Raw genomic sequence first — 26091 nt, 5'->3', positions numbered from 1 at the left:
TCCAGCATCCTTTCCCGGCGCTTTTTACGCGCACCTGCACAGATTGCACGTTGTGCATTATCGGACTGCCACGGAAAATCACGCTGCTGTTTCATTGCCTTCCCCGAGGTCAATTAAGGGAGGTTGATAGTAGTCTGCCGCCTGGCAAAATTCAACACAGCCGGCAGCGGGCGCGGCGAAGTCAGTTATTTCTGATGCCAGTAGGCCACTGCACGTACGAAATCAGTGTGCGCACCACGGCGTTGCGTGAAATAGTCGCTCAGCAGTTTTACCGCTTCACCTTCACCTGTCAGCCAGATGAAATACTCTTCTGTGGGCAGTGAGATCTGATCCAGCTGCGCAATCAGAGGGCCGAGGTTATCTACCTGCATGCTGCCACTGCCGAGCCAGGTCACCTGCACATTTGGCAGATCGCCGAGATAATCGCGTCCGGTGGTTTCATCGGCGTAGGCCAGCAGATGGATCTGCTGCGCCTGCATCTCAGCGTAGCGACGCTTAAAGGCTGGCAGACCGGTCTCATCGCACACGTAAATCTGGCAGGCATAATCCACGGGCACCACACAGGAGCCACGCGGGCCGCCCATGGCGATTTGATCGCCTGGCTTTGCCTCATTCGCCCAGCTGCTGGCCACGCCGCCATCGTGAATATAGAAATCGAGCGTCAGGGAATCCGTACCGTTAAACGCCAGCGGCGTGTAGTCACGCGCAGCCGGACGTACGCCACCAGGCCAGACGATCCCTTCTTCGGTCATTTGCGGCAAGGCCAAAGCACTGCCAGCGTTGTCCGGGAAGAACACTTTGATGTGATCGTCGAACGATGGCGAATTGAAGCCCGCCAGATCGCTGCCGGTAAACTCGATGCGCCAGAATTCACCGGCGATTAAGGTTTTGCTCGCCACGGTGATATGACGGAAACGTAATTCGTTGCGTACGCGCTTCGGTGCGCGATCGTTAGTGTTTTTTTGCAAGAGATCTCTCCAGACAAAGGCGTTACTAAATGCGAACCTGCTGTTACCCATCCGGGGTGGCAGGATTGCCGACCCTTCAACTGACGATACCGTAACTTGAGAGTCGTTCACGTCAAACGTTATCGAAAATCATTCTCATCTGACGTCAGGCAGAATAGCTATGATATATCTTCGATGCAATGCCGAAAAATGCTATTGGGAAAAGTTGCAGAATTTTCGGTGTGGCTTGGCAGGTATTAACGCTGAAGGGGTTTCAGGAGAGCACCGCAGCGAGTTCTCCCGCAAAGGGAATTGAGTTCGACTAGCGAACAACAGCAAGCAACGATCGCGCCGCAACAAACGTGCGGCGTGTCATCGATATTAACGGAGTAAAGCGCGGTAAAACGGAGGTGAAATCAGGCCTGATGGTTACTGCAGTTGACGAAGCTATTGTCATCCTGGCTGTGCTGCGGCAGCGGGTTATCACCCACAATTTCATGCTGCTGGCAGTGAGTCTGATGAGGATGCAGGCCGCCCGGCGGAGAGAAAGGCTCAGCCATCTGTGCACTTGCCAGCGAGGAAAACGCCACAAGCGCTGTCATGAGCAACAACGGTAAAAGGCGCATAATTTTTTCTTTTTCACTTTAGCGGTCCAGAGCGGACCAGGAATGCAGGTGATTATCCAGCCTGATGTGTGGCGGCTGGTGTTTTACGCGGCCAATCAGGTTTCAATGAAGGATTTTACGCCAGTTACGGCGAATATTTTATAAAATCGTGCGGTTAGTCACAGATAACCGCACGATTTATGCATTAGCAGGTGGAGACCGGAATGTAGAAAGTGCCCTGCAGCAAATCGGGCGTGCTGTATTTCAGATCCAGCTTGAGCAGGTCTTTACCGGCCCGGCGCGCCACACCCAGTGCAGGCAAGTGGTTGTAGTAAATCTCGGCGGTAAACGCGTTGATCTCTTCCGGCGTACCGTGCCAGTCAATTTCCGCATATAAACCACTCTCGCCGGTCCAGTTCTGCACGTTGCGCGGCAGCACATCGGCATACTGACTTTCCAGTGCCTGGAACAAGCTAATGTGCTGCTGATCGGCTGAATTCACTCCCGGACTGAACTGGAATCCCAGCCAGCCACGACTGACATGCTTACCGGCAAAACGGACAAAATCGCGGGTATACTGCGCGACCACCTGATTATGATGATCGATGTACTCGCCAAAGCGGCACTCCCACTCAATCACTTCGCCACACAGCTGCAACTCCGGCTTCTCGGCCAGACGCGCGTTGACCCACGAACGCTGCGTGGAAATACGACTGTGGAAATCCTTCATCAGCATGTCCGGGATACGACGATAGGCGCCGGGCGTCATGGAGAAGTGGCTTTTGAATACCCTCGTGAAATTCTGCTGGTTATCGAAGCCAAAGCGCACGGCAATATCGATGAGCGGCATGCTGGTCAAACGCAGCGCCATCGCTGACATGGTCAGGCGACGCTTGCGCGTATACGAGGCCAGCGTTTGGCCGGTCATCTCTTTGAACATGCGCTGCATGTGCCACTTGGAGTAACCAGATTTCAGGGTAATCAGATCGATATTGAGCTCATCGGTCAGATTCGCCTCTATCCAGTCCACCAGATCGTTGATGTACTGTTTTTTAAGATTCAGGCTGAGCATGATTTTTTCAATCGAGTGATAAGTGTGAAGGTAATGAATTTGCGCGATTAGTCACATAAATATAACAAAAACGTATTACTTACGTAAGGAAGAGTAAAGGCAGCGAGGCGGGAACAGCATTAATTGCTTAGGTTACTAACGTTTTAGGGTCAATTTTTGCACTGCGATAATGTGAATAAGGTCGCTATTACCAGCGACCTTCACGCAATTTTTGTAACGGGGCGCACACTGTTGCGAAACCGGTCTCTGTGAAGACTCAGTGCGTATGCATGCCTGCCGCGTTCATCATCAAACGAAACAGTGATGCCACCACACCCAGTGCCAGCACGCTTGCGCCATAAATAATGACCAGCCACATCACCCGCTTCCACCATGGCGACGGCGTTACCCTGTCTTTCATCTTGCTGACCTGGATTGGCATATCAATGGTACCCCTCATCGGCTTTGATTTTTCCGCGGAACACGTAGTAACTCCAGAAGGTGTAACCCAGAATCACCGGAATAATCAGTAAAGCGCCCACCAACATAAACGCCTGGCTACTGGCCGGAGATGCGGCCTGCCAGATAGTGATCGACGGCGGTACAATGTTTGGCCAGATACTGATACCCAGACCGGAGAAACCGAGGAAAATCAGCGCCAGCGTCAAAAGAAACGGTGAGTAATGCGCCTCACGCTTGATGGCGCGCACAATCCCCCACGAGCACAGCACCACCAGTAGCGGAACCGGCAGGAACCAGAACAGGTTGGGACGTGAGAACCAGCGTTGCGCGATATCCGCGTGGGTGAGCGGCGTCCAGACACTGATAATGCCAACCACCAACAGCAGCGTCAGGGTGAGCGGTGTGGCCAGCGCTGACATTTTGCGGTGCAGGTCGTGCTCAGTTTTCATAATCAGCCAGGTGCAGCCCAGCAGTGCATAAGCAATCACTAAGCCAATACCGCAGAACAGCGGGAACGGCGCCAGCCAACTCATTGCTGAACCGACATATTCACGGCCTGATACCGGGAAGCCATTAAGAATGGCGCCCACGGCCACGCCCTGACTAAAGGTCGCCAGCAGCGATCCGGCGATGAACGATTTATCCCAAAACGGACGATGCTCTTCAGTGGCTTTAAAGCGGAACTCAAACGCCACGCCGCGAAAAATCAAACCGATGAGCATCGCGGTTAATGGGATCGATAGCGCATCCAGCAGCACCGAATAGGCCAGCGGGAAAGCGCCATACAGCGCTGCGCCCCCCAGTACCAGCCAGGTTTCGTTACCATCCCACACTGGCGCCACGGTGTTGACCATCATGTCGCGCTCGATCGGATCTTTGTTGAATGGCAGCAACAGCCCAATCCCCAAATCGAAGCCATCCATCACGATATACATCAGGGTGCCAAACACGATGATGGCGAACCAGATGATAGAAAAGTCGATCATAATTATTGCTCCCCACGTTTATGGGTATTGGCCGCTGACAGCGGACGAGCCGGAGTGTGTTGCTCGCCCGGGCCACCGTGCGCCACTTCTCTACCTTCACCGGTCACTGGACCTTGTTTAATCAGGCGCATCATGTAGTGATAGCCGACACCTAACACCGAGCAGTAGACCACGATGAACGCCATCAGGCTGATGCTCATGTGCAGATTGCCATGGGCGGAGACCGCATCAATGGTGCGCTGCACGCCATACACTACCCACGGCTGGCGACCCATTTCGGTGGTGATCCATCCCGCCAGAATGGCGATCAGTCCCGATGGCCCCATCAGCAAGCAGAACCACAAAAACGGCCGTGACTGATACAGGCGCTTCTTCACCCGCAGCCACAGGCTGATCACACCCATACCGATCATCAACAAACCGAGCGCTACCATCACGCGGAACGACCAGAAAATCACGGTGGAGTTTGGGCGATCCTCTTTCGGGAAAGTTTTCAGTGCCGGGATCTGCTTCTGAAGGCTGTGCGTCAGAATCAGGCTACCGAGATAGGGAATCTCCAGCGCATATTTGGTGCGCTCCTGCTCCATATCCGGCACACCGAACAGAATCAGTGGCGTGGCTTCACCCGGCTTGTTTTCCCAGTGCCCTTCTATCGCCGCGATTTTGGCTGGCTGATACTCCAGCGTGTTCAGGCCATGTGCATCGCCGAGAAACGCCTGAATCGGTGAGACGATCAGTGCCATCCACAGCGCCATCGAAAACATCTTGCGCACGGCAGGGTTGTCATTGCCTCGCAGCAGATGCCAGGCCGCTGAAGCGCCGACAAAGAAGGCACTGGCGAGGAAAGCCGCGGTGGACATATGTAGCAATCTGAACGGGAATGACGGGTTAAAAATGATCTTGAGCCAGTCCTCCGGCACCACAACGCCGTTTTCGATGATGTAACCCTGTGGGGTGTGCATCCAGCTGTTACTGGCCAGAATCCAGAAGGTCGAGAAGATGGTGCCTAACGCCACCATGCAGGTGGCGAAGAAGTGCAGACCAGGACCGACGCGATTCCAGCCAAACAGCATCACACCGAGGAAACCCGCTTCCAGGAAGAAGGCGGTTAACACTTCATAGGTGAGCAGTGGCCCGGTGATACTGCCGGCAAACTGCGAGAAACCACTCCAGTTAGTGCCGAACAGATAGGCCATTACCAGCCCGGAGACCACACCCATACCGAAGTTAACGGCAAAGGCTTTGGACCAAAAATGATAGAGATCGCGATAGGTCTCGTTGCGGGTTTTCAGCCACATCCCTTCGAGCACCGCCAGGAAACTGGCGAGGCCGATGGTGATGGCTGGAAAAATAATATGGAAGGAGACAGTAAAGGCGAACTGTATCCTTGCCAGGTGAAAGGCATCTAATCCAAACATTGCTTACCTCATTGCCACAAAGTGCACTAAAATTTTTACTTATAATGAACAACAGCGTGCGGGGAGTTATTTCGTCTTATCGGATGAAAGGTCGCACTAATGTAAAAGGAAGCAGTCAGAACGAAAATAAACAGAGGAAGTCTTTAAAACTATAACAGTGTTTGTTGATAACGATCATTGTCTTCATCAAAGACTAATTGATTGATATCACAATTCTAAGGTTAACAACCCTCGATTATTGTAGCGATATTGTTATTAATCTTCACGCTAAGATCTCAACGTTAAACGTTAACTCTCTCATTTGATTATTTTTTAGTGCGGATAACAGGAAGGTTAATTCAATCCTTAACCAGATAGCGTGTCAATAATTCCAGACAATATGATGTTATCTCGATTGTTAATTAAAATAGCCCTCTTTTAAAACCAAAGGATATATTTTTTACGGGCCTGGGCCAGACACATTGCGCTCCTCTCTCTCTTAACGCTTTGCGGCATAGCGTTTGCAAGCATTAACCCGCTGTGCTTTTTTAGAGCAGCAAAGCCATCGGTTAATCAGCGAAGGAGAGGTTATGACCCGTCTTACCGCACAGGATTTTCCCCAGGAACTGCTTGAGTTATATGACTATTACGCGCACGGCAGGATCAGTAAACGTGAGTTCATCACCCTGGCCGCCAAATTCACCATCGCTGGCATGACCGGTGCCACCCTGCTTACCGCCATGAGCCCCAACTATGCACTGGCGCAGCAAGTTGAATTCACCGACCCCGAGATCAAACCCGAATACATCCACTATCCCTCTCCGCAAGGCCATGGCGAGGTGCGCGGCTATCTGGTGCGTCCAGCCAAGGCAACCGGCAAAGTGGGCGCGGTGGTGGTGGTGCATGAGAATCGCGGACTGAATCCATACATTGAAGATGTCGCACGTCGCGTAGCCAAAGCCGGATATATCGCGCTGGCACCGGATGGCCTGAGCTCAATGGGCGGTTATCCGGGCAATGATGAAGAGGGTCGTGCAATGCAGGCCAAAGTCGATCCCACTAAGTTGATGAACGACTTTTTTGCTGCCGTCGATTTCCTGATGCACCACGAGGAAGGCACTGGCAAGGTGGGGATCACTGGCTTCTGTTACGGCGGCGGCGTGGCGAATGCTGCTGCAGTGGCCTTCCCGGAACTGGCTTGTGCGGTGCCATTTTATGGTCGCCAGCCCAAAGCGGAAGACGTGCCGCGCATCAACGCCCCGCTGCTGCTGCACTATGCCGCGTTAGACAAAGGCATCAACGAAGGCTGGCCAGCCTACGAAGAGGCGCTGAAAGCTAACCATAAAAGCTATGAAGCCTATATCTATCCCGGCGTAAATCATGGCTTCCACAACGACTCGACCCCACGTTATGACAAAGCGGCAGCAGAGTTAGCGTGGAGCCGGACATTGGGGTGGTTTGAGAAATATTTGCACGTCTGACAGTGCCGAACTTGCGTAGCGGACTGATTTATCGGGTGTTCCCAGGTGCTGACACATCAAGGAGATGCGCGATGCATGAGGCCGCTACGCCTACGCGTTATCCTTCACAATGCGATGCACATTGCTTTCCAGCCAGTCGGCCAGGCCAATCACATGCCCTTCAACTTCACGTCCGAGCGGCGTCAGTCGATACTCCACATGCGGTGGCACCACTTCATAGGCGATGCGCTCGATAAACCCATCTTCTTCCATATAGCGCAGCGTTTGCGCCAGCATGCGTTCACTGACGCCACCAATCTTGCGGCGCAATTCACTAAAACGCAGCGTTTCTTCGCGCAGCGCTAATAATACCAATACGCTCCAGCGGCTGGTAATGCGCTTGAGCACGTCACGTGAAGGGCAATTGACGTTAAGCAGCTCGCCGCGGATAAATTTATTACTCAATTTTTCAGACATTTATGCTGCCTCTTCCAAACTAACAAATCTGTAAGTACTTACTAAAAGTTAGTTTATCCCTTAGGCTGATTTCATTCCAGCTCAAACTGAAGGAGAACATCATGATTGCGATTACCGGTGCCACAGGCCAACTGGGCCGTTTGGTGATTAACGAGTTACTGAAAAAAGTGCCTGCCAGTGAAGTGATTGCGGCAGTGCGTTCACCTGAGAAAGCAGGCGATTTGAAAGCGCTGGGCGTGACGTTGCGCGCGGCGGATTACAGCAAGCCAGACACGCTGAAAAGCGCGTTCAGCGGCGTCGATAAGCTCCTGCTGATCTCTTCCAGCGAAGTGGGGCAGCGTGAAGCGCAACACCAGGCGGTGATTGATACGGCAAAAGCGGCGGGCGTGAAGTTTATCGCTTACACCAGCCTGCTGCATGCGGACACCACCACGCTGGGTCTGGGCGTTGAGCACCGTGCTACCGAAGCGATGTTAAAGGCCTCAGGCGTGCCCTATGCCCTGCTGCGAAACGGCTGGTACACCGAAAACTATGCCGCCAGCATTGCCCCGGCGCTGGCGCATCACGCCTTTACTGGCGCGGTGGGTGAAGGCCGTATCTCATCGGCCGCTCGCGTTGACTATGCCGCCGCCGCCGCCGAAGTGATTAGCCGTGACGATCAGGCAGGTAAAGTGTATGAGCTCGCTGGCGATGAGAGCTATACGCTGGCCGAGTTCAGCGCCGAGATTGCTAAACAGTCTGGCGAGCAAGTGGATTACATCAACCTGCCGCCTGCTGAGTTTGAGGCAGCATTGAAAGGCGCCGGTTTGCCGGATGCGTTGGCAGAACTGCTGGCGGACTCCGATGCCGGTGCCGCACAAGGCGGGCTGTTTGATGACAGCCGAGCGCTGAGCAAACTGATTGGTCGCCCGACCACGCCTTATGCCGAGGTGATTAAAGCCACACTGGCAAAATAATGCCTGTTCAGGCCAGCCCGAGCTGGCCTGATTCCCGTCTCGTATGCCATCAAATGATCAAAGCCAAACGCGGTATTTAAGTCAAATAATGGCGATTTTCTTATTTACAGATAATTCTGTGCACTGATTTGAACCAGCATTTAAAACACTGCTTTCATTTCCTGAAATATAGCTTGTTGTAATCGCTGAAAATTCACTAAAAAGCCGGATCAATCGACAAGATTTATTACGTTCATAGATATTTCGCATTGTTGTCTCGGCTATTCAAAGCTCTATAATTTGTCCTTTGAGCAACCAGGCAATTTCAGGAGGCCGCTATTAATACTAACCAGCAACATCAAGCTTTCGGGGAACACGAAGCCCATGCTGATCTGGGGTATCAATACGATCCTCACGAATTTATCCGCGAAGGCATGGAGGATTCCGAGCCGGAACCGGAGCTGATCCAGGGTCTGCCCGCGCCAGATGCGCTCACCCCTGCCGATCGCTACCTTGAACTGTTCGAGCACGTGCAGATGTCGCGCATATTTCCGGATGGAAAAACCTTCCCGGACTGCGCGCCAAAATATGATCCGCTGGATATATTAATCCGCTATCGTCGAACTCGTCGCTCGGCCGAATTCGATCTCGAAAAATTCGTGCACGACCAATTTTATTTACCTCAGGTGAATGAAAGCTTTTATGTTTCCAATCCTGATAAATCGCTGACGGAACATATTGACGAGTTGTGGCCGGTGTTAACCAAAATGCCGCAACAGCATTTACCGCACTCATCGCTGCTGCCGCTGCCAAAACCCTATGTGGTGCCCGGCGGACGCTTTGGTGAGACCTATTACTGGGACTCCTATTTCAGCATGCTCGGCCTTGCCGATGCCGGGCGTGACGATTTGCTGCGCGACATGGCAGATAACTTCGCATGGCTAATCGATAACTACGGCCACGTGCCAAACGGCAACCGGACTTATTATCTCAGCCGCTCACAGCCACCGGTGTTTGCCCTGATGGTTGAGCTGTTTGAAGAGGATGGGATTCGCGGTGCCAAGCGTTATCTCGACCAGCTGATGAAAGAGTATCAGTTCTGGATGGATGGCGCGGGCGAGCTGATGCCACATCAGGCTTATCGCCACGTGGTGCGCATGCCGGATGGCTCGCTGCTCAACCGCTACTGGGATGACCGCGACACCCCGCGTGATGAGTCGTGGATGGAAGACGTGGAAACTGCCAGCAAATCGAGCCGACCGGCTAATGAGGTGTATCGTGATTTGCGTGCCGGTGCCGCATCCGGATGGGATTACTCCTCACGCTGGTTGCGCGATCCGCAACGTCTGGCCAGCATTCGCACTACGCAGTTTATCCCTGTGGACCTGAATGCGTTTCTCTACAAGCTGGAGCTGATGATCTCCACGTTGTCGCATGCTAAAGGCGAAGAGCTGACGGCGCTGGCGTGGCAGAAGAAAGCCGACACGCGTAAGCAGGCGATTCATCGTTACCTGTGGGATGACACCGCAGGCGTGTACCGTGATTACAACTGGCGCGACGAACGCTTTGGTGCCTTCACGGCAGCGGCTGTGGTGCCGCTGTTCCTCGGCCTGGCCACGCCGGAGCAAGCGCATCTGCAGGCGGTGGCGCTGCGCCAGTTGCTGCTGACGCAGGGCGGTCTGGTGACATCGATGGTAGAGAGCGGTGAACAGTGGGATAAACCCAACGGCTGGGCACCATTACAATGGATGGCGGTAGTGGGTCTGAATCATTACGGCGAAGAGACGCTGGCGACAGAGATTGCCGTTAACTGGCTGACCACGGTGAAGAACTTCTATTCGCTGCATCACAAACTGGTGGAGAAGTATGACATCAGCGGCGATCGTGCCCGTCCGGGTGGCGGCGGTGAATATCCACTGCAGGATGGATTTGGCTGGACCAACGGTGTGACCCGCAGGCTAATGTCGATGTACGGGCATCTGCTGGCGGATTAAAACAGAAAGGGCGCATCAGCGCCCTTTCTTTTTGGTGGTCATTATCGCAGCGGCTTATTGCGCATCTGTAAGCGGCGATGCAGCCCTGGATTCGCGCGATAAATTGCGCCGCTACGCAACCTGCGCTTATTTATTTCCCTGCAAGAACGCCAGTAAGTCGTCGTTCAACTGATCCTGATGCGTCACCGCAAAACCGTGCGGGCCGTTTTCATACACTTTCAGCTCCGAGCCCTCGATCATCTCGTGTACCAGCTTACCGGTGGCTTCAAAGGGTACAATCTGGTCGTTGCTGCCGTGGATCACCAGCGTCGGCACATCCACTTTGGCGATATCGGCGCGGAAATCGGTCTCGGCAAAAGCCGTGACACAATCGATCGTTCCTTTCAGTGAGGCCAGCAGCGCGATATTCAGCGTCTGCGTCATTACGCCATCTGAAATAGTCTGGCCCGCGTTGGCCCCATAAAACGGCGTGGCGAAGTCTTTGATAAACTGCGCACGATCTTTACGCAAGCCGTCTTTGATACCATCAAATACTGCTTTTTCAACACCTTCCGGATGGTCATCGGTTTTGCCGAAGATTGGCGTCACCGCGCCCAGTAGTACCAGCCCTTTCACTTTCGCCGTACCGTAGCGACCGATATAACGTGAGACATCACCACCGCCCATTGAGAAGCCCACCAGCGTGATGTCATCCAGTTGCAGATGCTCAATCAGCGCATGAATATCATCGGCGAAAGTATCGTAATCGTAGCCTTCCCACGGCTGCTCAGAGCGACCAAAACCGCGACGGTCAAACGCAATCGCACGATAGCCGCGTTCGGCGAGGAAATTCAGTTGGCTATCCCACATATCCGCATCCAGCGGCCAGCCGTGGCTGAACAGCACGGGCTGTCCTTTGCCCCAATCTTTGTAATACAGGTTAACGCCGTCTTTTGCTTTGAATGTGCTCATGTTTTTTGCTCCGTTTAGTGAGTGATGTTGTGTCTGCCAATCAAACTACATTCGGTTGCTGTAAAAACCTAAAGCAGAGATTTTGACAACTTGTTCAAAGATTTTTGCCCTGCAAAGCTGTCAAAAAAGCCTGAACAAGTTGGCCGATTTTTTCCGCTATCAAGCGTCTGGCGGGATTCGTAAGGTGCATACATCGCACATTTACAGGAACACGATGATGAGCCAGCAAAACCCAACGACGCCACGCGGCGGTGCTTTTTCTCCCTTCGCCTACGGGCTGTTCGCCCTGATCTGGACCGCCTCGGTACTCGGTAATACCGGCAGCTTTATTCGCGACGTCGCCAGCGCCTGGTTAGTCACCGGCTTATCCGATAATCCGACCGCCGTGGCGTTGATGCAAACCGCCGCCACCCTGCCGGTGTTCCTGTTGGCACTGCCCGCGGGCGTGCTCTCTGATATCGTCGATCGCCGCCGTCTGCTGATCGTGGTGCAGATTCTGATGGCCAGCGTCAGCGGCACTCTGCTGGTGCTGTCGCACAATCACTGGCTCACCGTGGAATGGCTAATCGGCCTGACCTTTGTCGGTGGCATTGGTGCTGCGCTGTTTGGCCCGGCCTGGCAGGCGATTGTCCCTGAACTGGTGCCGCGTCATGAGCTAAAAAACGCCGTAGCGCTTAACTCGCTGGGCATCAATATTGCCCGCGCCATCGGGCCTGCCACTGGCGGTTTACTGCTGGCAAGTTTAGGCGCCATGGCGGCCTACGGTGCCGATGTGGCGAGTTATTTTTTCGTTATTGCTGCCCTGCTGTACTGGAAACGTCCGGCGAAAGCCAAAACCGAACTGAATGAGCACTTCTTTGGGGCCTTCCGCGCGGGCCTGCGCTATGTCAAAGCTAGCCGTGAACTGCACCGCGTGCTGTTCCGTGCCGCGATGTATTTCGCCTTTGCCAGTGCCATCTGGGCGCTGCTGCCGCTGGTAGCGCGCACCATGCTGCACGGTACCGCCGGTTTTTATGGTTTGCTGCTGGGCGCAGTGGGCGGCGGCGCGATTGCCGGTGCGCTGCTGTTACCGCGTCTGCGTAGCAAGCTGAGTAACGATGGTTTGATGTTGCTCTCAGCGGTGCTCAGTGCGCTGGTGATGCTGGCCCTGGCGATGAGCCCGCCGCAGTGGCTGGCGCTGCTGTTGATGCTGGTGCTCGGCATCGGCTGGATTATTGCACTGACCACCTTGAACGGCGTGGCGCAGGCGGTGCTGCCGGATTGGGTGCGCGGTCGCGGTCTGGCGGTGTATCTGATGGTGTTTAACGGCACATTGGCCGGTGGCAGTCTGGCCTGGGGTCTAATCGCGCAGCAACTGGGGCTGGCCGCCACTTTGCTGATTGCCGGGGCCGGTCTGGTGATCACTGGCGTACTGCTGAAACGTCTGGCACTGCCTGCGGGTGAAGCCGATCTGCAACCCGCTGAGCATTGGGCCATGCCGGTGGTGCACGATGATGTCGATGTGCGTCATGGTCCGGTGTTGATTCAGATTCGCTACCGCGTGCCGCAGGAAGATCGCGCCGCGTTCAAAAAGGCGATTCACAAATTGGCACAGTCTCGCCGCCGTGATGGCGCCTATTCATGGGGACTCATGGAGCAAACCGACGATCCGACAGCATTGCTGGAGTGGTTTATGGTGGAGTCCTGGCAGGAGCATATGCGTCAGCACCAGCGTGTGTCGCACGCCGATGCCGAACTTCAGCAGGCCGTTCTGCAATATCATCAGGGTGAAGAAGCCCCGCAGGTCAGCCATCACATTGCGATATAACAGCCTTTACGCGGGAGAATAAATCTCCTGCAATCCTGGCAGCGTGAGCAGGTGCTCACGCCACCAGGTTGCCGCATTGCCGGTCGCGGTTTCATTCCACGCCAGATACGCCATATCGCGGCGGCATTCGCTATCCAGCTGACGCGCCACCAGCGCGCCACTCTCCAGATGCGGTCTTGCCAGATACAGCGGCAGATAACCACAGCCCAAACCATCCAGCTGCGCCTGCAGTTTCGCCGGGAAGTCATGCACGCTCAGCGTCTTCTGCTCATCCAGCACGCGTAAATCAATACCTGCACCGTGACGAGACGAGTCGTGCACTGTCACCGCGCGGTACTGACGAATCTGCTCGCGCAGCAGTGGTTCAGGTGCGGAAGCGAGAGGATGCTCCGGTGCGACAGCAAACACATAATCCAGCCAGCCGAGCGGCTGGCAGACAATCTCTTTGCGCGTGGCGGGTTCCTGCACCGCGCCAAAGACAATGTCCGCTTCGCCATAGTTGAGCGCTTCCCAGCAGCCAGCCAGCACGTCCTGACGGAATTGCAGCTGAGTATGCGGGTGCTCCTGATAAAACTGATCAATCAGCGGCGTGAGAATGCGAAACGGCAGTGAGGCATCGACGCTGATCACCAACTGGCTTTCCCAGCCGCTTTCGACGTAGCGCGCCTGTTGCTCTAACTCATTCACCGCGCGCAGCAGGGTGCGTCCTTTTTCCAGCATCAAACGCCCGGTCGGGGTGAAGGTGGCGCGATGGCCAGAGCGATCCAACAGCGTGATCTTGAGATCGCTCTCCATCTTCTGCACGGTGTAGCTCAACGCCGACGCGGTTTTAAACAAGCGCGCAGCCGCAGCGGCAAAGGTGCCGTGGCGATCCAACGCGTCCAAAATCAGCAGCGCCTCAAGGTTTAAACGCATACCCCATGCCTCCCCAAAAATTGTTGAACAACAACCCAAAATCTATCCGTTATCAATAAACGCTCTCATTTCGTATTTTTTTACTCAACGACGCAAGCACTTTCACCAGCGGAAACTCAGGAACTTACGATGAATTACTCACAACAAGCCAACCATGTGACGCTGGTGATTACCCACAGCATCCTGCCAGAACAGCAGGCCCATTATGAGCAGTGGCTCGACACCATCATGCCGCAGGCTGCGAGCTTTCCTGGCCATCTTGGCGTCAACGTGCTGCGCCCGGTGCACGGCGACAATGCTTACACCGTGCTGATTCGTTTTACCGGATTGGATGAGCTGTACGCCTGGCTGAAATCGGATCAGCGCAAAACGTTAATCCAGAACATGCCAGCGATGCTGGCACTGCCGGAACACATTGAAGTGCGCCCCGGCGCCGCGTTCTGGTTTACCCCGACGCAAAAAGGCCAGGTCAAACCGGCGAAATGGAAACAATACTTACTGACGCTGGGGGTGATTTTTCCCTCTACCAACCTGGTGCCGTGGTTCTGGAATCAGGTGTTGCCCGCCGCGCACGGCACGCTGTGGGGCCACTTACTGAATGATGCCAGCGTGGTGGCACTGGTGGTGTTCTTGTGGATGCCGATCGTTACCCGTGTTTTAAAACAGTGGCTTATTGGCCGCAACGCGTAATCTAACTGGAGAAGAGATGATGACAACGGCCTCACTGATTTTTACCAACGGCAAATTCCATACCGTGGATCGCGCCAACCCGCTCGCCACTGCGGTGGCGATCAAAGACGGCAAGTTTCTCGCGGTAGGCAGCGAAGCGGAAGTGATGCGCTTTGCTGGCAGCGACACGCAGATTATTGATGCCAAAGGCCACACCGGTATTCCTGGCCTTAACGACTCACACCTGCACCTGATTCGCGGTGGCCTCAACTACAACCTTGAACTGCGCTGGGAAGGCGTGCCGTCACTGGCCGATGCGCTGCGTATGCTGCGTGAACAGGCGCTGCGCACCCCTTCACCGCAGTGGGTGCGCGTCGTCGGCGGCTGGAGTGAATTCCAGTTTGCTGAACGCCGCATGCCGACGCTGGATGAGATCAACGCCGCCGCGCCGGATACGCCAGTGTTCATCCTGCACCTGTATGACCGTGCCCTGCTGAACCGCGCTGCGCTGCGCGTGGTCGGTTACACCAAAGACACGCCGAACCCACCGGGCGGTGAAATCCAGCGTGACAGCAACGGTAACCCGACCGGCATGCTGATTGCGCGCCCTAACGCCATGCTGCTGTACGCCACGCTGGCGAAAGGACCGAAGCTGCCGCTGGAACAGCAGGTTAACTCCACACGTCAGTTTATGCGTGAGCTGAACCGCCTCGGCCTGACCAGCGCCATTGATGCGGGTGGCGGCTTCCAGAACTATCCTGATGATTACGATGTGATTTCGGAACTGCACGCCAAAAAGCAGCTGACGGTGCGCATTGCCTACAACCTGTTTACCCAGCGCCCCGGCCATGAACTGGAAGATTTCGAGAAGTGGACCGACATGCTGAAGCCGGGCCAGGGCACCAATTTCCTGCGTCATAATGGAGCGGGCGAGATGCTGGTGTTCTCGGCGGCCGATTTCGAAGACTTCCTCGAACCGCGCCCCGACCTGGCCCCCGGCATGGAAGATGAGCTGGAGCGCGTGGTGCGCCATCTGGTTGAGCATCGCTGGCCGTTCCGTCTGCATGCCACCTACAACGAATCGATCAGCCGCATGCTGGACGTGTTTGAAAAAGTAAACCGCGATATTCCGTTTAACGGCCTGCACTGGTTCTTTGACCACGCCGAGACCATCACCGAAGCCAACATTGAGCGCGTTAAAGCGCTGGGTGGCGGGCTGGCCGTGCAGCATCGTATGGCGTTCCAGGGTGAGTACTTCGTCGATCGCTACGGTAAAGAAGCCGCCAAACAGACGCCGCCGGTGGCGCGCATGCTGGATGCGGGCGTGCCGGTTGGTTTGGGCACCGATGCCACGCGCGTCGCCAGCTACAACCCATGGACCGCGCTCTACTGGCTGGTTTCTGGCCGCACCGTCGGCGGCATGCAGTTGTACGATGACAATGCGCGTATTGACCGCGAAACCGCGCTGATGCTGTGGACCAAAGGCAGCGCCTGGTTCTCCAGCGAGCAAAACGCCAAAGGGGAAATCAAAGTGGGTCAGTTAGCGGATCTGGTGCTGCTGTCGAAAGATTTCTTTAGCGTGCCGGAAGAGGAGATTAAAGGAATTGAATCGGTATTAACGCTGGTCGATGGCGAAGTGGTGTATGCCGCAGGCGGCTTCACGCCGCTGTCACCGCCACCGGTGCCAGTGTTGCCAGAGTGGTCTCCAGTGGTCACCGTGCCGGGCCACTACCGTAGCGCGCCACCGCAAGCCAGTGGTCGTGCGGCGATGATGCCGAAAGTGCACCAGTGTAGCGGCCCTTGTGGGGTACACAGCCACTCACACGATGTGGCACGCCAGTCTTCGGTGCCGGTGTCGGATAACCATGCCTTCTGGGGTGCGCTGGGCTGTTCGTGCTTCGCGTTTTGAGTTAAAGGCGGTTTATGGCCCTCTCCTGGTGAGAGGGCTTTGCTACAAATGGGGACACAGACTTTGGCGGTGGCGCGGGTCTTTTTACGCAACCGCAAAGGATTACCCCGCCAGGCCAAACCCTTGCTTGCCGTTCTTCTTAATCTGGTACATCGCTTCATCGGCAAGCGTCAGCGCCTCATCAAAACTAAAGTGCGGCTGCACCGTCGCCACACCAATCGAAGCACCAATCTGCGCATGGCCGTTATCGACATCGAACGGCGTCAATGCGGCATCCAGCACCGCCTGCATCATAATGCGCACTTTGGGGAAATCGATCAGGAACGGCATCAGCAGCACAAACTCATCACCACCTAAACGGCCCACCACCACGTTTGGCGGCACCTGGTCAAGAATGCGCTGGCTGAGCTGAATCAACACTTCATCGCCACTGCGATGGCCGAGCGTGTCGTTAACATGCTTAAAGTTATCGAGATCGATAAATGCCACGCACAGCGGCCCCTGCTCTTTCATTTTAGAGAAATGCGTTTGCAGCGCGTGGCGGTTGGTCAGACCGGTTAGCGGATCGTGATGCGCCAATGAAGAGAGCTGCGCTTCATACTGCTTCTCTTTGGTCATATCGATGTGCGTGCCGGTGACTTTAAGCGGATTGCCTTCTTCGTCCCACTCGGTCACACGCCCACGATCCAGCACCCAGGTAATTTTATCGTTCTTACCCAGCATGCGATGCAGCGCCTCATAATAAGGCGCACGCCCTTCGATATGATCGTAAAACGCCCTGAGCACTTCATCGGCGTCCTCGGGGTGCAGGCGTTCGCGCCAGACTTCAAACTGCGCTTTGGTCTCTTTCGGCTGGAAACCCAGCATCGAACCCCAGCGTCGATTGAAAATCACCAGCTTGCCGCTGGGAATATCCAGCTGCCACAAACATAAACCGGTTCCGTCCAGCGCCGCACTCAGCTTGTTTCGCGCGTCATGCGCTATGCGCTTTAAGCGCGCATTATGCTTTTTCAGGTTCTGAATCTGCTGACGCAGCGCTTCTTCGGACATGATGGCTGACGGAGAGGAAATAAGGGTTATTCTGCCTGCCAGGAAGTTTCTGATAAATAAAACAAATGAAAAGCCGATCAGTAGCGGAAAATTGCATCAAGCTCAGAGGGAACGGCGAAGCATTGAGGTTATTTCAGCTAACAAAACTTTCTTTATTCCTGCAAGGCAGTAGAAAACGCGCCTGGGAAAAGGCGTACCTCTTCTTTCCGTTCTCGTTGCGTTAGCACCCGAACTAAATTTAGGCCGCGTAAATCCGCCACACCGCCTGCTTTTCCGAAGAAATTGTGTTCTGTGACGCGGATCAAGAGATATTCGTTAGTCGATGCTGTGATCATGTTTACTAGAATGGTAGTTTAACAGTTATCGCAGCAACACGATGACGGTGGATGAGATTATGCAACTGACAATGCGTTGGTTTGGTCCCAAAGAAGATAAAGTTTCGCTGGAATATATACGCCAGGTGCCGGGTGTGCGTGGCGTAGTCGGCGCGCTGTATGACGTGCCGGTCGGGGAAACCTGGCCGAAAGATAAGATTAAAGCACTGGTTGATCAGGTACATGCCGCCGGTCTGACGGTGGAAGTGATCGAGAGCGTCAACATTCATGACGACATCAAGATCGGCCTGCCGAGCCGCGATCAATATATTGAGAACTACAAGCAGAGCATTCGTCACCTCGCTGAAGTCGGCGTGAAAGTGATCTGCTACAACTTCATGCCGGTATTTGACTGGATGAAGACCGACATGAACTACGTGCTGCCAGACGGCTCACTCACCATGGCGTTCGAGAAGAAAGGCATCGATAAGAGCCTCGACGAAGTGGTGCAGGAAGTGTTGGGCAACTCAAACGGTTTCGCGTTGCCAGGCTGGGAGCCAGAGCGTCTGGCGAAAGTGCAGGATCTGTTTGCGCAATACAAAGACGTTGACGACAACAAGCTGCGTGAAAACCTCGCTTACTTCCTGAAAGCGGTGATCCCGGTATGTGAAGAAGTGGGCGTGAAGATGGCGATCCATCCTGACGATCCACCGTACTCGATCTTCGGTCTGCCACGCATTGTGAAGAATCGCGAAGACCTCGACTGGATCTGTAACGTGGTGGATTCGGAGGCTAACGGCATCACGCTGTGTACCGGATCGATTGCGGAAGATCCGCAGAATGATGTGTACGGTATTCTGGCCGAGTTCTCACGCCGCAAACGTATTCCATTTGCGCACGTACGTAACATCAAGATTATTCAGGACAAAGATTTCTACGAGTGCGCACATCCTACTGAGTATGGCTCGCTGGATATGTACAAGGTGCTGCAATCAATGCACGACAACGGCTTCGATGGCTACATTCGTTCCGATCATGGCCGCTTTATCTGGGGCGAAACCGGACGTCCGGGCTACGGCTTGTATGATCGTGCGCTGGGCACCACTTACCTGATGGGTCTGTGGGAAGCGCTGGAAAAGCGCTAATTCACCCTGCCCTCCAGGCCGCTGATAACAGCGGCCTTTTTTATTGCCGTCAGTCTTCCCAGCACGTTAACGAGAAACCTCATCCCAACCCTTAAACAGCAAGCTGGCATTCACGCCGCCGAAGCCAAAGCCGTTCGACAGCACATGCTGCATCACCATCGGCAGAGGTTTCAATGCCACCAGATTCAGCCCGGCAGCGGCTTCATCGGGATTTAGCAGATTGAGCGTGGGCGGTGCGATTTGATCGCGCAGTGCCAGGATCGAGAAGATCGCCTCCACGCCGCCCGCGGCACCCAGCAGATGCCCGGTGGCGGATTTCGTCGAGGTGATTGCCACATTGCTGTCCGCAAACAGCGTGCGAATGGCCGCCAGCTCGCCTTTATCGCCCACCGGCGTGGAGGTGGCATGAGCGTTGATATGCTGCACCTCGGCTGGGGTGATGCCCGCCTGCGCCAGCGCAGTCTCCATCACACGGCGAGCGCCCTCACCGGTTTCCGGTCCGGCGGTGAGATGGTAGGCATCGGCACTGGTGCCATAGCCGACCAGCTCCGCCAGCGGTGTCGCACCGCGTGCCTGTGCATGTTCCAGTGATTCAATCACCAGCAGACCTGCGCCCTCACCCATTACAAAGCCATCGCGGTCACGATCAAACGGACGAGATGCCTGTTCAGGATGATCGTTAAATCCGCCTGACATCGCTTTCGCAGCCGCAAAGCCCGCCAGACTGACGCGATGGATCGCCGCCTCGGTGCCGCCGCACAGCGCGATGTCTGCCTCGCCGCTGCGGATCAATCGTGCCGCATCGCCAATCGCCTGCGCACCCGCCGCGCACGCCGTGACAGGGGCGCCAATCGGGCCGCGAAAACCGTGGGCAATCGACACATGTCCCGCCGCCAGATTGGCAAGGAAGGAGGGAATGGTAAACGGCGATAAGCGGCGCGGGCCACGATTGGCGGTGGTTTCAACCGCGTTGGCAATCTCGTTGAAACCACCAATGCCAGTGGCGATCACCGTCGCGGTGCGCTGGCGATCCGCCTCATCCTGTGGGAACCAGCTAGCTTGCGTCAGCGCTTCATGCGCCGCCACCAGCGCAAACTCAATAAAGCGATCCATTTTCTTGCGATCTTTTGGCGCGATCACGCGCTCGGGATCGAAGCCATGCTGTGGATCTTGTTCCAGCGTGGGCACTTGACCCGCCACTTTGCAGCTGATGTCCTGCACCATCTCGTCCGGTAAGGCGCTGATGCCGGATTTCCCTGCCAGCAGTGATTGCCACACCGCTTCTGTACCGCAGCCGAGCGGGGAAACCATCCCCATACCAGTAATCACAATACGTTTCATCGATAACTCCTTAAGCTGCGGGCTTTTTCATCAAAGGCACCAGCAGCGCAGCGATACAAAATCCGACCATGATCAGCCAGAATGCGTCCGAAAAAGCCTGCGTGCGCGCCTCGCGCAGGGTGAGTGAAGCCAGCGATTGCAGCGCCGCCGTGTGCGCCGCATCCAGGCTGAGTCCGTTAAACATCAGGGCTGCGGTGCGCGATTGCAGATAGTCGCCGAGCGACAAACTGGCGCTGTTGAGGTGATCGGCCAGGCGGCTGAAGTGCAGATTGGTGCGGTCATTCAGCACGGTGCCGCACAGCGCAATGCCGATAGCGCCACCGAGATTACGCATCAGATTAAACAGTCCTGAGGCTAATTTTAGTCGCGCGGGTGGCAAGCTGCCGAGCGTCAGCGTCACGGTGGGCGCCACCGCAAACTGCTGCGCCATGCCGCGAAACGCCTGCGGAAACAGCAGCTCTTTTGCGCCCCAGTCATGGGTAATCGGCACAAAGAAAAACATCGATACACCAAAACTCATCAGGCCAAACGCCAGCAAAATGCGCAGATCGACGCGGTTCGCCAGCCAGGCATAAAGCGGGATCGAAAGGATCTGAAAAATGCCGGTGGAGAAGATCGCTAGCCCGATCTCCAGCGCACTAAAGCCGCGCACCTGGCTGAGAAACAGTGGCGTGAGATAGATGGTGGCGAAGATCCCCACGCCAGCCATAAACGAGAAATAACAGCCGAGGCTAAAGCCTGGATCTTTTAACGCGCGCAGATCCATGATCGGCTTGGCGTGGTTTAGCGTGCGGAAGATAAACAGCACGCCACACAGCAATGCGATCCAGCCTGTGGTGGTGATGGTGCTATCGTCAAACCAACCCCAGCGCGGCCCCTCTTCCAGGGTGTACTCCAGACAGCCCAGTGATAGCGCCAGCAAGGCAATGCTGAAGTAATCCGCACCGCGCAGTAACTCGGGATTCGGCGAGTCGATCCTGACCAGCAGCGGCACCGCGATGGCGATGTAAATACCGGGAAGGATGTTGATGTAAAACAGCCAGTGCCAGCTGAAGTTATCGGTGATCCAACCGCCTACCGTGGGCCCTAGCGTAGGCGCTAATGAAGCCAGCGCACCCACGGTGGCGGCCGCAATCACCCGCTGCTTACCCTGGAAAAAGGCAAAGGCGGTAGTGAACACCAGCGGAATCATCGAGCCGCCCGCCAATCCCTGCAAGGCGCGAAAGGCGATCATGCTCTGAATATTCCACGCCCAGCCACACAGCAAACTCATTACCGTAAATCCGCAGGCGGAGACGGCAAACAGCCAGCGTGTGGACATCACGCTCGCCAGCCAACCGGAAAGCGGGATGATGATGATTTCCGCGATCAGGTAGCTGGTTTGCACCCACACGGTTTCGTCGTCACCCGCCGAGAGCCCCCCGCCGATATCCCGCAATGAGGCGGAGACAATCTGGATATCCAGCAAGGCGATAAACATGCCGATGCACATGGTGGCAAAGGCGAACACCTTCTTGCTGACCGGCATCTCCGCCGGTGCCATCAGCGGTGCAGCCACGCTGCTCATCGCGCGCTTCTCTCATCCACCGTCACCGTGACGGAAAGACCAGGGCGTAACAGACCCAGCACCGCCGCGTCGCCGTCCAGCACAATGCGCACCGGCACGCGCTGGACGATTTTGGTGAAGTTGCCAGTGGCGTTTTCTGCCGGAAGAATGCTGAAGCGTGAACCGGTGGCTGGCGACAGGCTGCCAACATGGCCATTAAAGGTGCGACCGGGTAACACGTCCGCGACGATGCGAGCCACCTGCCCCGGCTTCATATTGGCTAGCTGGCTCTCTTTGAAGTTGGCATCGATCCACAGCCCTTGAACAGGCACCAGCGACAGTAGCTGCGTGCCGCTGCTGACATAAGAACCTGACCAGGCGCGACGATTGCCCACCACACCATCAAAGGGGGCGCGGATTTCAGTGTATTCAAGATTGAGCTTCGCCATCGCCAGCCCCGCTTGAGCCTGAGTTAAGGCGGCTTTGGCCTGCTGCTCACGGGCATCCAGCACCTGCAACTGGCGCTCGGCAACGGTTTTGTCGGCGCGGGTTTTGCTCTCTTCCGCCATCGCCTGATGGTAATCGGCCTGAGCATGATCGCGGATCTGCTGTGAGACCGCGGAGCTACTGGCCAGCGCACTGTAGCGGCGCTGATCGGAGGTGGTTTTCAGTGTTACCGCCTGCGCTGCCAGCAGAGAGGCGTGCGTGCCCGCAATAGTGGCAAGTTGCAGCTGGCGCGTGGCGGCGATATCGCTTAACGCGGCTTGCTGTGCTGCCACTTCACCCGTTGCCTGATCCACCGCCGCCAGATAATCACGGTTATCCAACTGCACCAGCAGATCGCCTTTTTTCACCTGTGCGTTGTCCTGCACCGCCAGCGTGTGAATGTAACCGGAGACTTTGGCGGAGATGGCGCTGATATCTGCCCCGACATAGGCATCATCGGTCGAAGGCATAAAGCGCGCGGTGTGCCACCAATAGTAGCCGTAACCTGCCGCCGCTAAACCGCCGATTGCCACTGCCAGCAGCAGAGCGGATTTTTTACGCGTGCGGGTCATGGCTGTTTCTCTGTAACAGGCGGAGAGAATTTCAGCGTGCTGTCACCCGCGCGTTTTTTCTGCAAATAATCATGGCGATAGTGCATGATCGGTGCCGCTGCAGGGCCGGGCACCATTTGGTATTTATCGCTGGTGAGCGGTTGGCCGTTTTCGCTATCGACCAGCTGCGGTTTCACTGGACGCTGGGTGGCAGTTTCCACCAGCTGCATCTGCCTTCCTTCCGGCGAGAAGTGGGTGCTACCCCACTCGGCCAGCGCCAGGATAACGCCACGCAAATCACGTCCGGCGGGCGTAAGGTGATATTCGAAGCGCATCGGCGTGGTGCTGTAACACACCTTTTCCAGCAAACCGTCTTCCACCAGCTCTTTCAGGCGGCGCGACAGGATATTCGGCGCCACGCCGCTGTTTTTCTGGAATTCGTCAAAACGGGTAAAACCGGCCAGCGCATCGCGCATGATTAGCATGCTCCAGCCATCGCCGACACGGCCAAGGCTGCGCGCAATCGGGCAGGCCATTTGATAGAGCGGTTCGTTTTTCATGGTGGGTATTCCGCAAAGGATCTTATGCGACATACTGTTGCAGAGTGACTATCATTTTGCAAGTGACTTGCATAATGAAAGCAAGGAGTGTTCATTGTGAAACGCAATGAATTGCGCCGCTACCCAACCCGTGCAGGCCCTGTAGCAGCACGATTTATCGCGCAAATTTGCCAAAAAAAACGGCAGCCACACTGGGCTGCCGTTTCATCACAACTTAGCCATCTCTAGGTGCGCACGCGCAGCGCCGCCTCAATCTTGTCGGCGATCTTAGTGACCACATAAGCAATCACCATGTAGAACACCACCGCAATCAGGAAGGCTTCGAGGTAGTAGAAATTCAGCGCCGCCGTCAACTGCGCCTGGGCAAAGATATCCACCACTTCAATCGCAAACGCCAGCGACAGGGCTTTCATGATCACCATAAACGCATTCGCCAGATCGGGGATCGCCGCCACGATAATCTGCGGGAACATCACCCGACGGAACAGCTGCCCACCGCTGTAGCCGAGTGATAAGGCTGCATCGGATTGTCCACTGTCGAACGAGTTCAGCGCGCCTTTCCACACTTCGGCCTGGAATGCCGCGACACAGGCACTCAGTGCCACAATGATGATCACCCAGTTCGGCAGTGAATGGGCATTCACCTCGACGCCAAACAGCGTGGCAACAAAGTGCAGCGCCGGTGGCAAGCCGTAATAGGCGAGGAAAATCACCACCACCATCGGCACGCCTTTGAAGGCGATTTTGTAGGTGATCACCAGCTGGCGCAGCACGGGAATGCGGCGATGTTCGATAAAGGCAAATAACCCGCCCAACAGCGTCGAACAGATAAATACCGTGACCGCCATCAGCAGCGTCACCGGTACCGCATCGAGAATGCTCCAGAAGTCCGGCAGCAAAACCTCAGCATCAAACATGGTTTGTCTCCCCGACTCAGACGCTGGTGGTGAACTTCACGCGCGTTGCAGACTTCGAGCTGTACTTCGCATGACGTTGTTCAAAGAAGCGGATAACCAGCCACGCCACACCGCACAGCAGTGAATAGAGTACGGCCAACACCAGATAGGTGCCGAACTGATACTGGTTGTAATCGCGTTCCATAATCAGGTGCGCGGTCGCCATCACATCTGCCGCACCGATGTACATCACCAGCGCCACGTTGTGAATCAGATAGATAATCGCATTGCCGTAACCCGGCAGCGCAAAGTGCACCGCCTGCGGGCCAATCACCCGCAGCATTTTCTGGCGGAAGCTGTAGCCAAGGCTGTCGGTGGCATCGTGCTGACCCCGTTCCACCGCAAGGTATGCCGGGCGCATCACTTCCGACAGATAACCGCCGTGATACAGGCTCAGGCCGATCATCGCCGCCACATTGGCGGTAAAGAAGTCACCAAAGCCGAAATTATCGGTGATCAGCGGCATGCCGTAGAAGGCCACAAACAGCTGCAGCACTACGGGCACGCTGCGCGCATAGGAAACATAGAGATCGGCCAGCTGGCTGATCACGGGAATACGGCGCACGCGAAAAACGGTGGCGATCAGCGCCAGAAAGAACCCGGCAATCATCGCGACAAACATGATGCCGAGCGTCAGTGGCAGCGCCGACAGCAGTTCTGGAATCATGGAGGATAGATTCACGGTGAAACACTCCTGCTAAAAAGGACAGCATGCGCCCGGCTCAGCACCGGGCGCAGTGAATCTCTTACTTCATGTACTTAGTGACTTCTTCGCCAAACCACTTCTGCGCCAGCTTATCCAGCGTGCCGTCGTCTTTCAGTTCTTTCAGCGCTTTGTTCACGTCATCGTTCAGGGCCTGGTTTTCGGCAGAGCGGTGGATCAGCACATAGGTATTGTTGATCACCACTGGCTCACTGGCTTTGATCGCCAGTTTCTGGTTGTCGATCACCGTCTGCTCACCGAGGTTTGAAGGCAGGATCAGCGCATCGTATTTACCGTTCTGCACTTCTTTCAGGCGATCCGGGTAAGGCACACCGGCGCTGGACGCTTTGATGGTGATTTTGTCGTTCGGGTTGTCCTGCTGCCACTGGGTGACGAACTTATACACGCCGCCGCCTGCGGTCACTGGCACGATGTTCTTGCCGACCAGATCTTTCATGCCGTTGATATTGCTATCGCTGCGGCTGTAAATCTTCATCAGGCTGGCACCGATCGGTGCATCCGGGATCAGGAACTGTTTGCTGCGCGCTGGCGCTTTGTAGTAACCGCCAGTCGCCATGTCGTATTTGCCGGTCACCAGGCCGGTTTCCTGCGCGATATCCGCCGCGCCTTCCATCACGAATTTGTACTGTGGCAGTTTGGCGTTGATGGCTTTCAGCACGTCCGGCTCGTAACCCTCAGGCTCGTGACCGATCGCGCCCCATGACAGCGGTTTGGATTCCGCAGCGGTGGCGATTTTGATGGTGCGTACCGCGTCAGCAAAGCTGTTACTGCTGATCAGAGCCAGGGCGATGATACCAGGCGCGGCCAGGCGACGTAATGTGGTTTTGATTGCAGGCATGTCTTTGATTCCTTA

24 protein-coding genes are annotated in these 26091 nt (G+C 55.6%); 7 read left to right on the top strand and 17 right to left on the bottom strand.

Annotation, left to right across the window (positions count from 1 at the left end; all coding sequences use genetic code 11):
• Window positions 1-185: 185 nt before the first annotated feature.
• The 6 genes from RT340_RS04010 to RT340_RS03985 all read right to left on the bottom strand — a co-directional run bounded on the left by RT340_RS04010 (window position 186) and on the right by RT340_RS03985 (window position 5469).
• The gene (locus tag RT340_RS04010; RefSeq protein ID WP_255253265.1) at window positions 186-968 is read right to left on the bottom strand and encodes a siderophore-interacting protein; all 783 of its coding nucleotides are present in this window, start codon (window positions 966-968) and stop codon (window positions 186-188) included.
• A gap of 395 nt (window positions 969-1363) precedes the next feature.
• Window positions 1364-1573, bottom strand: coding sequence for a hypothetical protein (locus RT340_RS04005; protein WP_313374267.1), 210 nt, complete (start codon window positions 1571-1573; stop codon window positions 1364-1366).
• 184 nt (window positions 1574-1757) lie between these two features.
• Window positions 1758-2624: a helix-turn-helix domain-containing protein gene (locus RT340_RS04000; protein WP_097118076.1), complete on the bottom strand. Its 867-nt coding sequence runs from the start codon at window positions 2622-2624 to the stop codon at window positions 1758-1760.
• Between the two features lie 256 nt (window positions 2625-2880).
• Window positions 2881-3045: a DUF2474 domain-containing protein gene (locus RT340_RS03995; protein WP_313374279.1), complete on the bottom strand. Its 165-nt coding sequence runs from the start codon at window positions 3043-3045 to the stop codon at window positions 2881-2883.
• Window position 3046: 1 nt separating this feature from the next.
• Window positions 3047-4051 (bottom strand): cytochrome d ubiquinol oxidase subunit II, encoded by a 1005-nt coding sequence (gene cydB / locus RT340_RS03990; protein ID WP_058959314.1) that lies wholly within the window; start codon window positions 4049-4051, stop codon window positions 3047-3049.
• 2 nt (window positions 4052-4053) lie between these two features.
• The gene (locus RT340_RS03985; RefSeq protein WP_313374263.1) at window positions 4054-5469 is read right to left on the bottom strand and encodes a cytochrome ubiquinol oxidase subunit I; all 1416 of its coding nucleotides are present in this window, start codon (window positions 5467-5469) and stop codon (window positions 4054-4056) included.
• A 569-nt stretch (window positions 5470-6038) separates the two neighbouring features.
• On the opposite strand from RT340_RS03985, the gene yghX reads away from it, so the two are divergent.
• Complete coding sequence (gene yghX, locus RT340_RS03980) at window positions 6039-6929, top strand: YghX family hydrolase (protein ID WP_313374261.1); 891 nt, start codon at window positions 6039-6041, stop codon at window positions 6927-6929.
• A gap of 90 nt (window positions 6930-7019) precedes the next feature.
• Here the strand turns inward: yghX and RT340_RS03975 are convergent, their stop codons facing one another.
• Window positions 7020-7385, bottom strand: a complete 366-nt coding sequence (locus RT340_RS03975; RefSeq protein WP_097118081.1) for a winged helix-turn-helix transcriptional regulator — start codon at window positions 7383-7385, stop codon at window positions 7020-7022.
• Window positions 7386-7486: 101 nt separating this feature from the next.
• Between RT340_RS03975 and RT340_RS03970 the strand changes: the two genes are divergently transcribed.
• Window positions 7487-8341 (top strand): SDR family oxidoreductase, encoded by an 855-nt coding sequence (locus RT340_RS03970; protein WP_313374259.1) that lies wholly within the window; start codon window positions 7487-7489, stop codon window positions 8339-8341.
• Between the two features lie 317 nt (window positions 8342-8658).
• Window positions 8659-10314, top strand: coding sequence for an alpha,alpha-trehalase TreF (gene treF / locus RT340_RS03965; RefSeq protein ID WP_097118083.1), 1656 nt, complete (start codon window positions 8659-8661; stop codon window positions 10312-10314).
• A gap of 126 nt (window positions 10315-10440) precedes the next feature.
• Here the strand turns inward: treF and RT340_RS03960 are convergent, their stop codons facing one another.
• Entirely contained in the window at window positions 10441-11265 is an 825-nt protein-coding gene (locus tag RT340_RS03960) for an alpha/beta fold hydrolase (protein WP_160833023.1), read from the bottom strand.
• Window positions 11266-11482: 217 nt separating this feature from the next.
• Between RT340_RS03960 and RT340_RS03955 the strand changes: the two genes are divergently transcribed.
• Window positions 11483-13072, top strand: a complete 1590-nt coding sequence (locus RT340_RS03955; protein ID WP_097118085.1) for an MFS transporter — start codon at window positions 11483-11485, stop codon at window positions 13070-13072.
• Window positions 13073-13078: 6 nt separating this feature from the next.
• Here RT340_RS03955 and RT340_RS03950 read toward each other — a convergent pair whose 3' ends face one another.
• On the bottom strand, window positions 13079-13987 hold the full coding sequence (locus RT340_RS03950; RefSeq protein WP_058959305.1) for a LysR family transcriptional regulator: 909 nt from the start codon (window positions 13985-13987) through the stop codon (window positions 13079-13081).
• Between the two features lie 129 nt (window positions 13988-14116).
• On the opposite strand from RT340_RS03950, the gene RT340_RS03945 reads away from it, so the two are divergent.
• Both RT340_RS03945 and RT340_RS03940 read left to right on the top strand, forming a co-directional pair.
• Entirely contained in the window at window positions 14117-14677 is a 561-nt protein-coding gene (locus RT340_RS03945) for an antibiotic biosynthesis monooxygenase (RefSeq protein WP_313374254.1), read from the top strand.
• Between the two features lie 19 nt (window positions 14678-14696).
• Window positions 14697-16565 (top strand): amidohydrolase, encoded by a 1869-nt coding sequence (locus tag RT340_RS03940; protein WP_409566100.1) that lies wholly within the window; start codon window positions 14697-14699, stop codon window positions 16563-16565.
• A 102-nt stretch (window positions 16566-16667) separates the two neighbouring features.
• Here RT340_RS03940 and RT340_RS03935 read toward each other — a convergent pair whose 3' ends face one another.
• A complete protein-coding gene (locus tag RT340_RS03935) occupies window positions 16668-17615 on the bottom strand; it encodes a sensor domain-containing diguanylate cyclase (protein ID WP_313374247.1) in 948 nt (315 codons plus the stop codon).
• A gap of 394 nt (window positions 17616-18009) precedes the next feature.
• On the opposite strand from RT340_RS03935, the gene uxuA reads away from it, so the two are divergent.
• Window positions 18010-19074, top strand: coding sequence for a mannonate dehydratase (uxuA, locus tag RT340_RS03930; RefSeq protein ID WP_034823371.1), 1065 nt, complete (start codon window positions 18010-18012; stop codon window positions 19072-19074).
• A gap of 66 nt (window positions 19075-19140) precedes the next feature.
• On the opposite strand, the gene fabF is transcribed toward uxuA, so the two are convergent.
• From fabF to RT340_RS03895, 7 genes are all read right to left on the bottom strand, one after another.
• Window positions 19141-20415, bottom strand: a complete 1275-nt coding sequence (fabF, locus tag RT340_RS03925; protein ID WP_313374245.1) for a beta-ketoacyl-ACP synthase II — start codon at window positions 20413-20415, stop codon at window positions 19141-19143.
• Between the two features lie 10 nt (window positions 20416-20425).
• Window positions 20426-21982 carry a DHA2 family efflux MFS transporter permease subunit gene (locus tag RT340_RS03920; protein WP_313374243.1) on the bottom strand — a complete coding sequence of 519 codons (1557 nt, stop codon included), beginning with the start codon at window positions 21980-21982 and terminating at the stop codon, window positions 20426-20428.
• The gene (locus RT340_RS03915) at window positions 21979-23019 is read right to left on the bottom strand and encodes an HlyD family secretion protein (RefSeq protein WP_211728584.1); all 1041 of its coding nucleotides are present in this window, start codon (window positions 23017-23019) and stop codon (window positions 21979-21981) included. Before RT340_RS03915 ends, RT340_RS03920 begins: the two co-directional genes overlap by 4 nt.
• Window positions 23016-23558 carry a winged helix-turn-helix transcriptional regulator gene (locus tag RT340_RS03910; protein ID WP_034823322.1) on the bottom strand — a complete coding sequence of 181 codons (543 nt, stop codon included), beginning with the start codon at window positions 23556-23558 and terminating at the stop codon, window positions 23016-23018. Before RT340_RS03910 ends, RT340_RS03915 begins: the two co-directional genes overlap by 4 nt.
• Window positions 23559-23782: 224 nt before the next feature.
• Window positions 23783-24475, bottom strand: a complete 693-nt coding sequence (locus RT340_RS03905; protein ID WP_034823323.1) for an amino acid ABC transporter permease — start codon at window positions 24473-24475, stop codon at window positions 23783-23785.
• A gap of 16 nt (window positions 24476-24491) precedes the next feature.
• Complete coding sequence (locus RT340_RS03900) at window positions 24492-25181, bottom strand: amino acid ABC transporter permease (protein WP_313374271.1); 690 nt, start codon at window positions 25179-25181, stop codon at window positions 24492-24494.
• Window positions 25182-25260: 79 nt separating this feature from the next.
• Window positions 25261-26076, bottom strand: coding sequence for a transporter substrate-binding domain-containing protein (locus RT340_RS03895; RefSeq protein WP_097118091.1), 816 nt, complete (start codon window positions 26074-26076; stop codon window positions 25261-25263).
• Window positions 26077-26091 lie beyond the last annotated feature (15 nt).

Source organism: Pantoea sp. CTOTU50773 (genome assembly GCF_032082325.1).
Lineage (GTDB): Bacteria > Pseudomonadota > Gammaproteobacteria > Enterobacterales > Enterobacteriaceae > Pantoea > Pantoea communis.
Note: the sequence above shows the minus strand (reverse complement) of the source record. Positions and strands in the feature narration are given on the sequence as shown.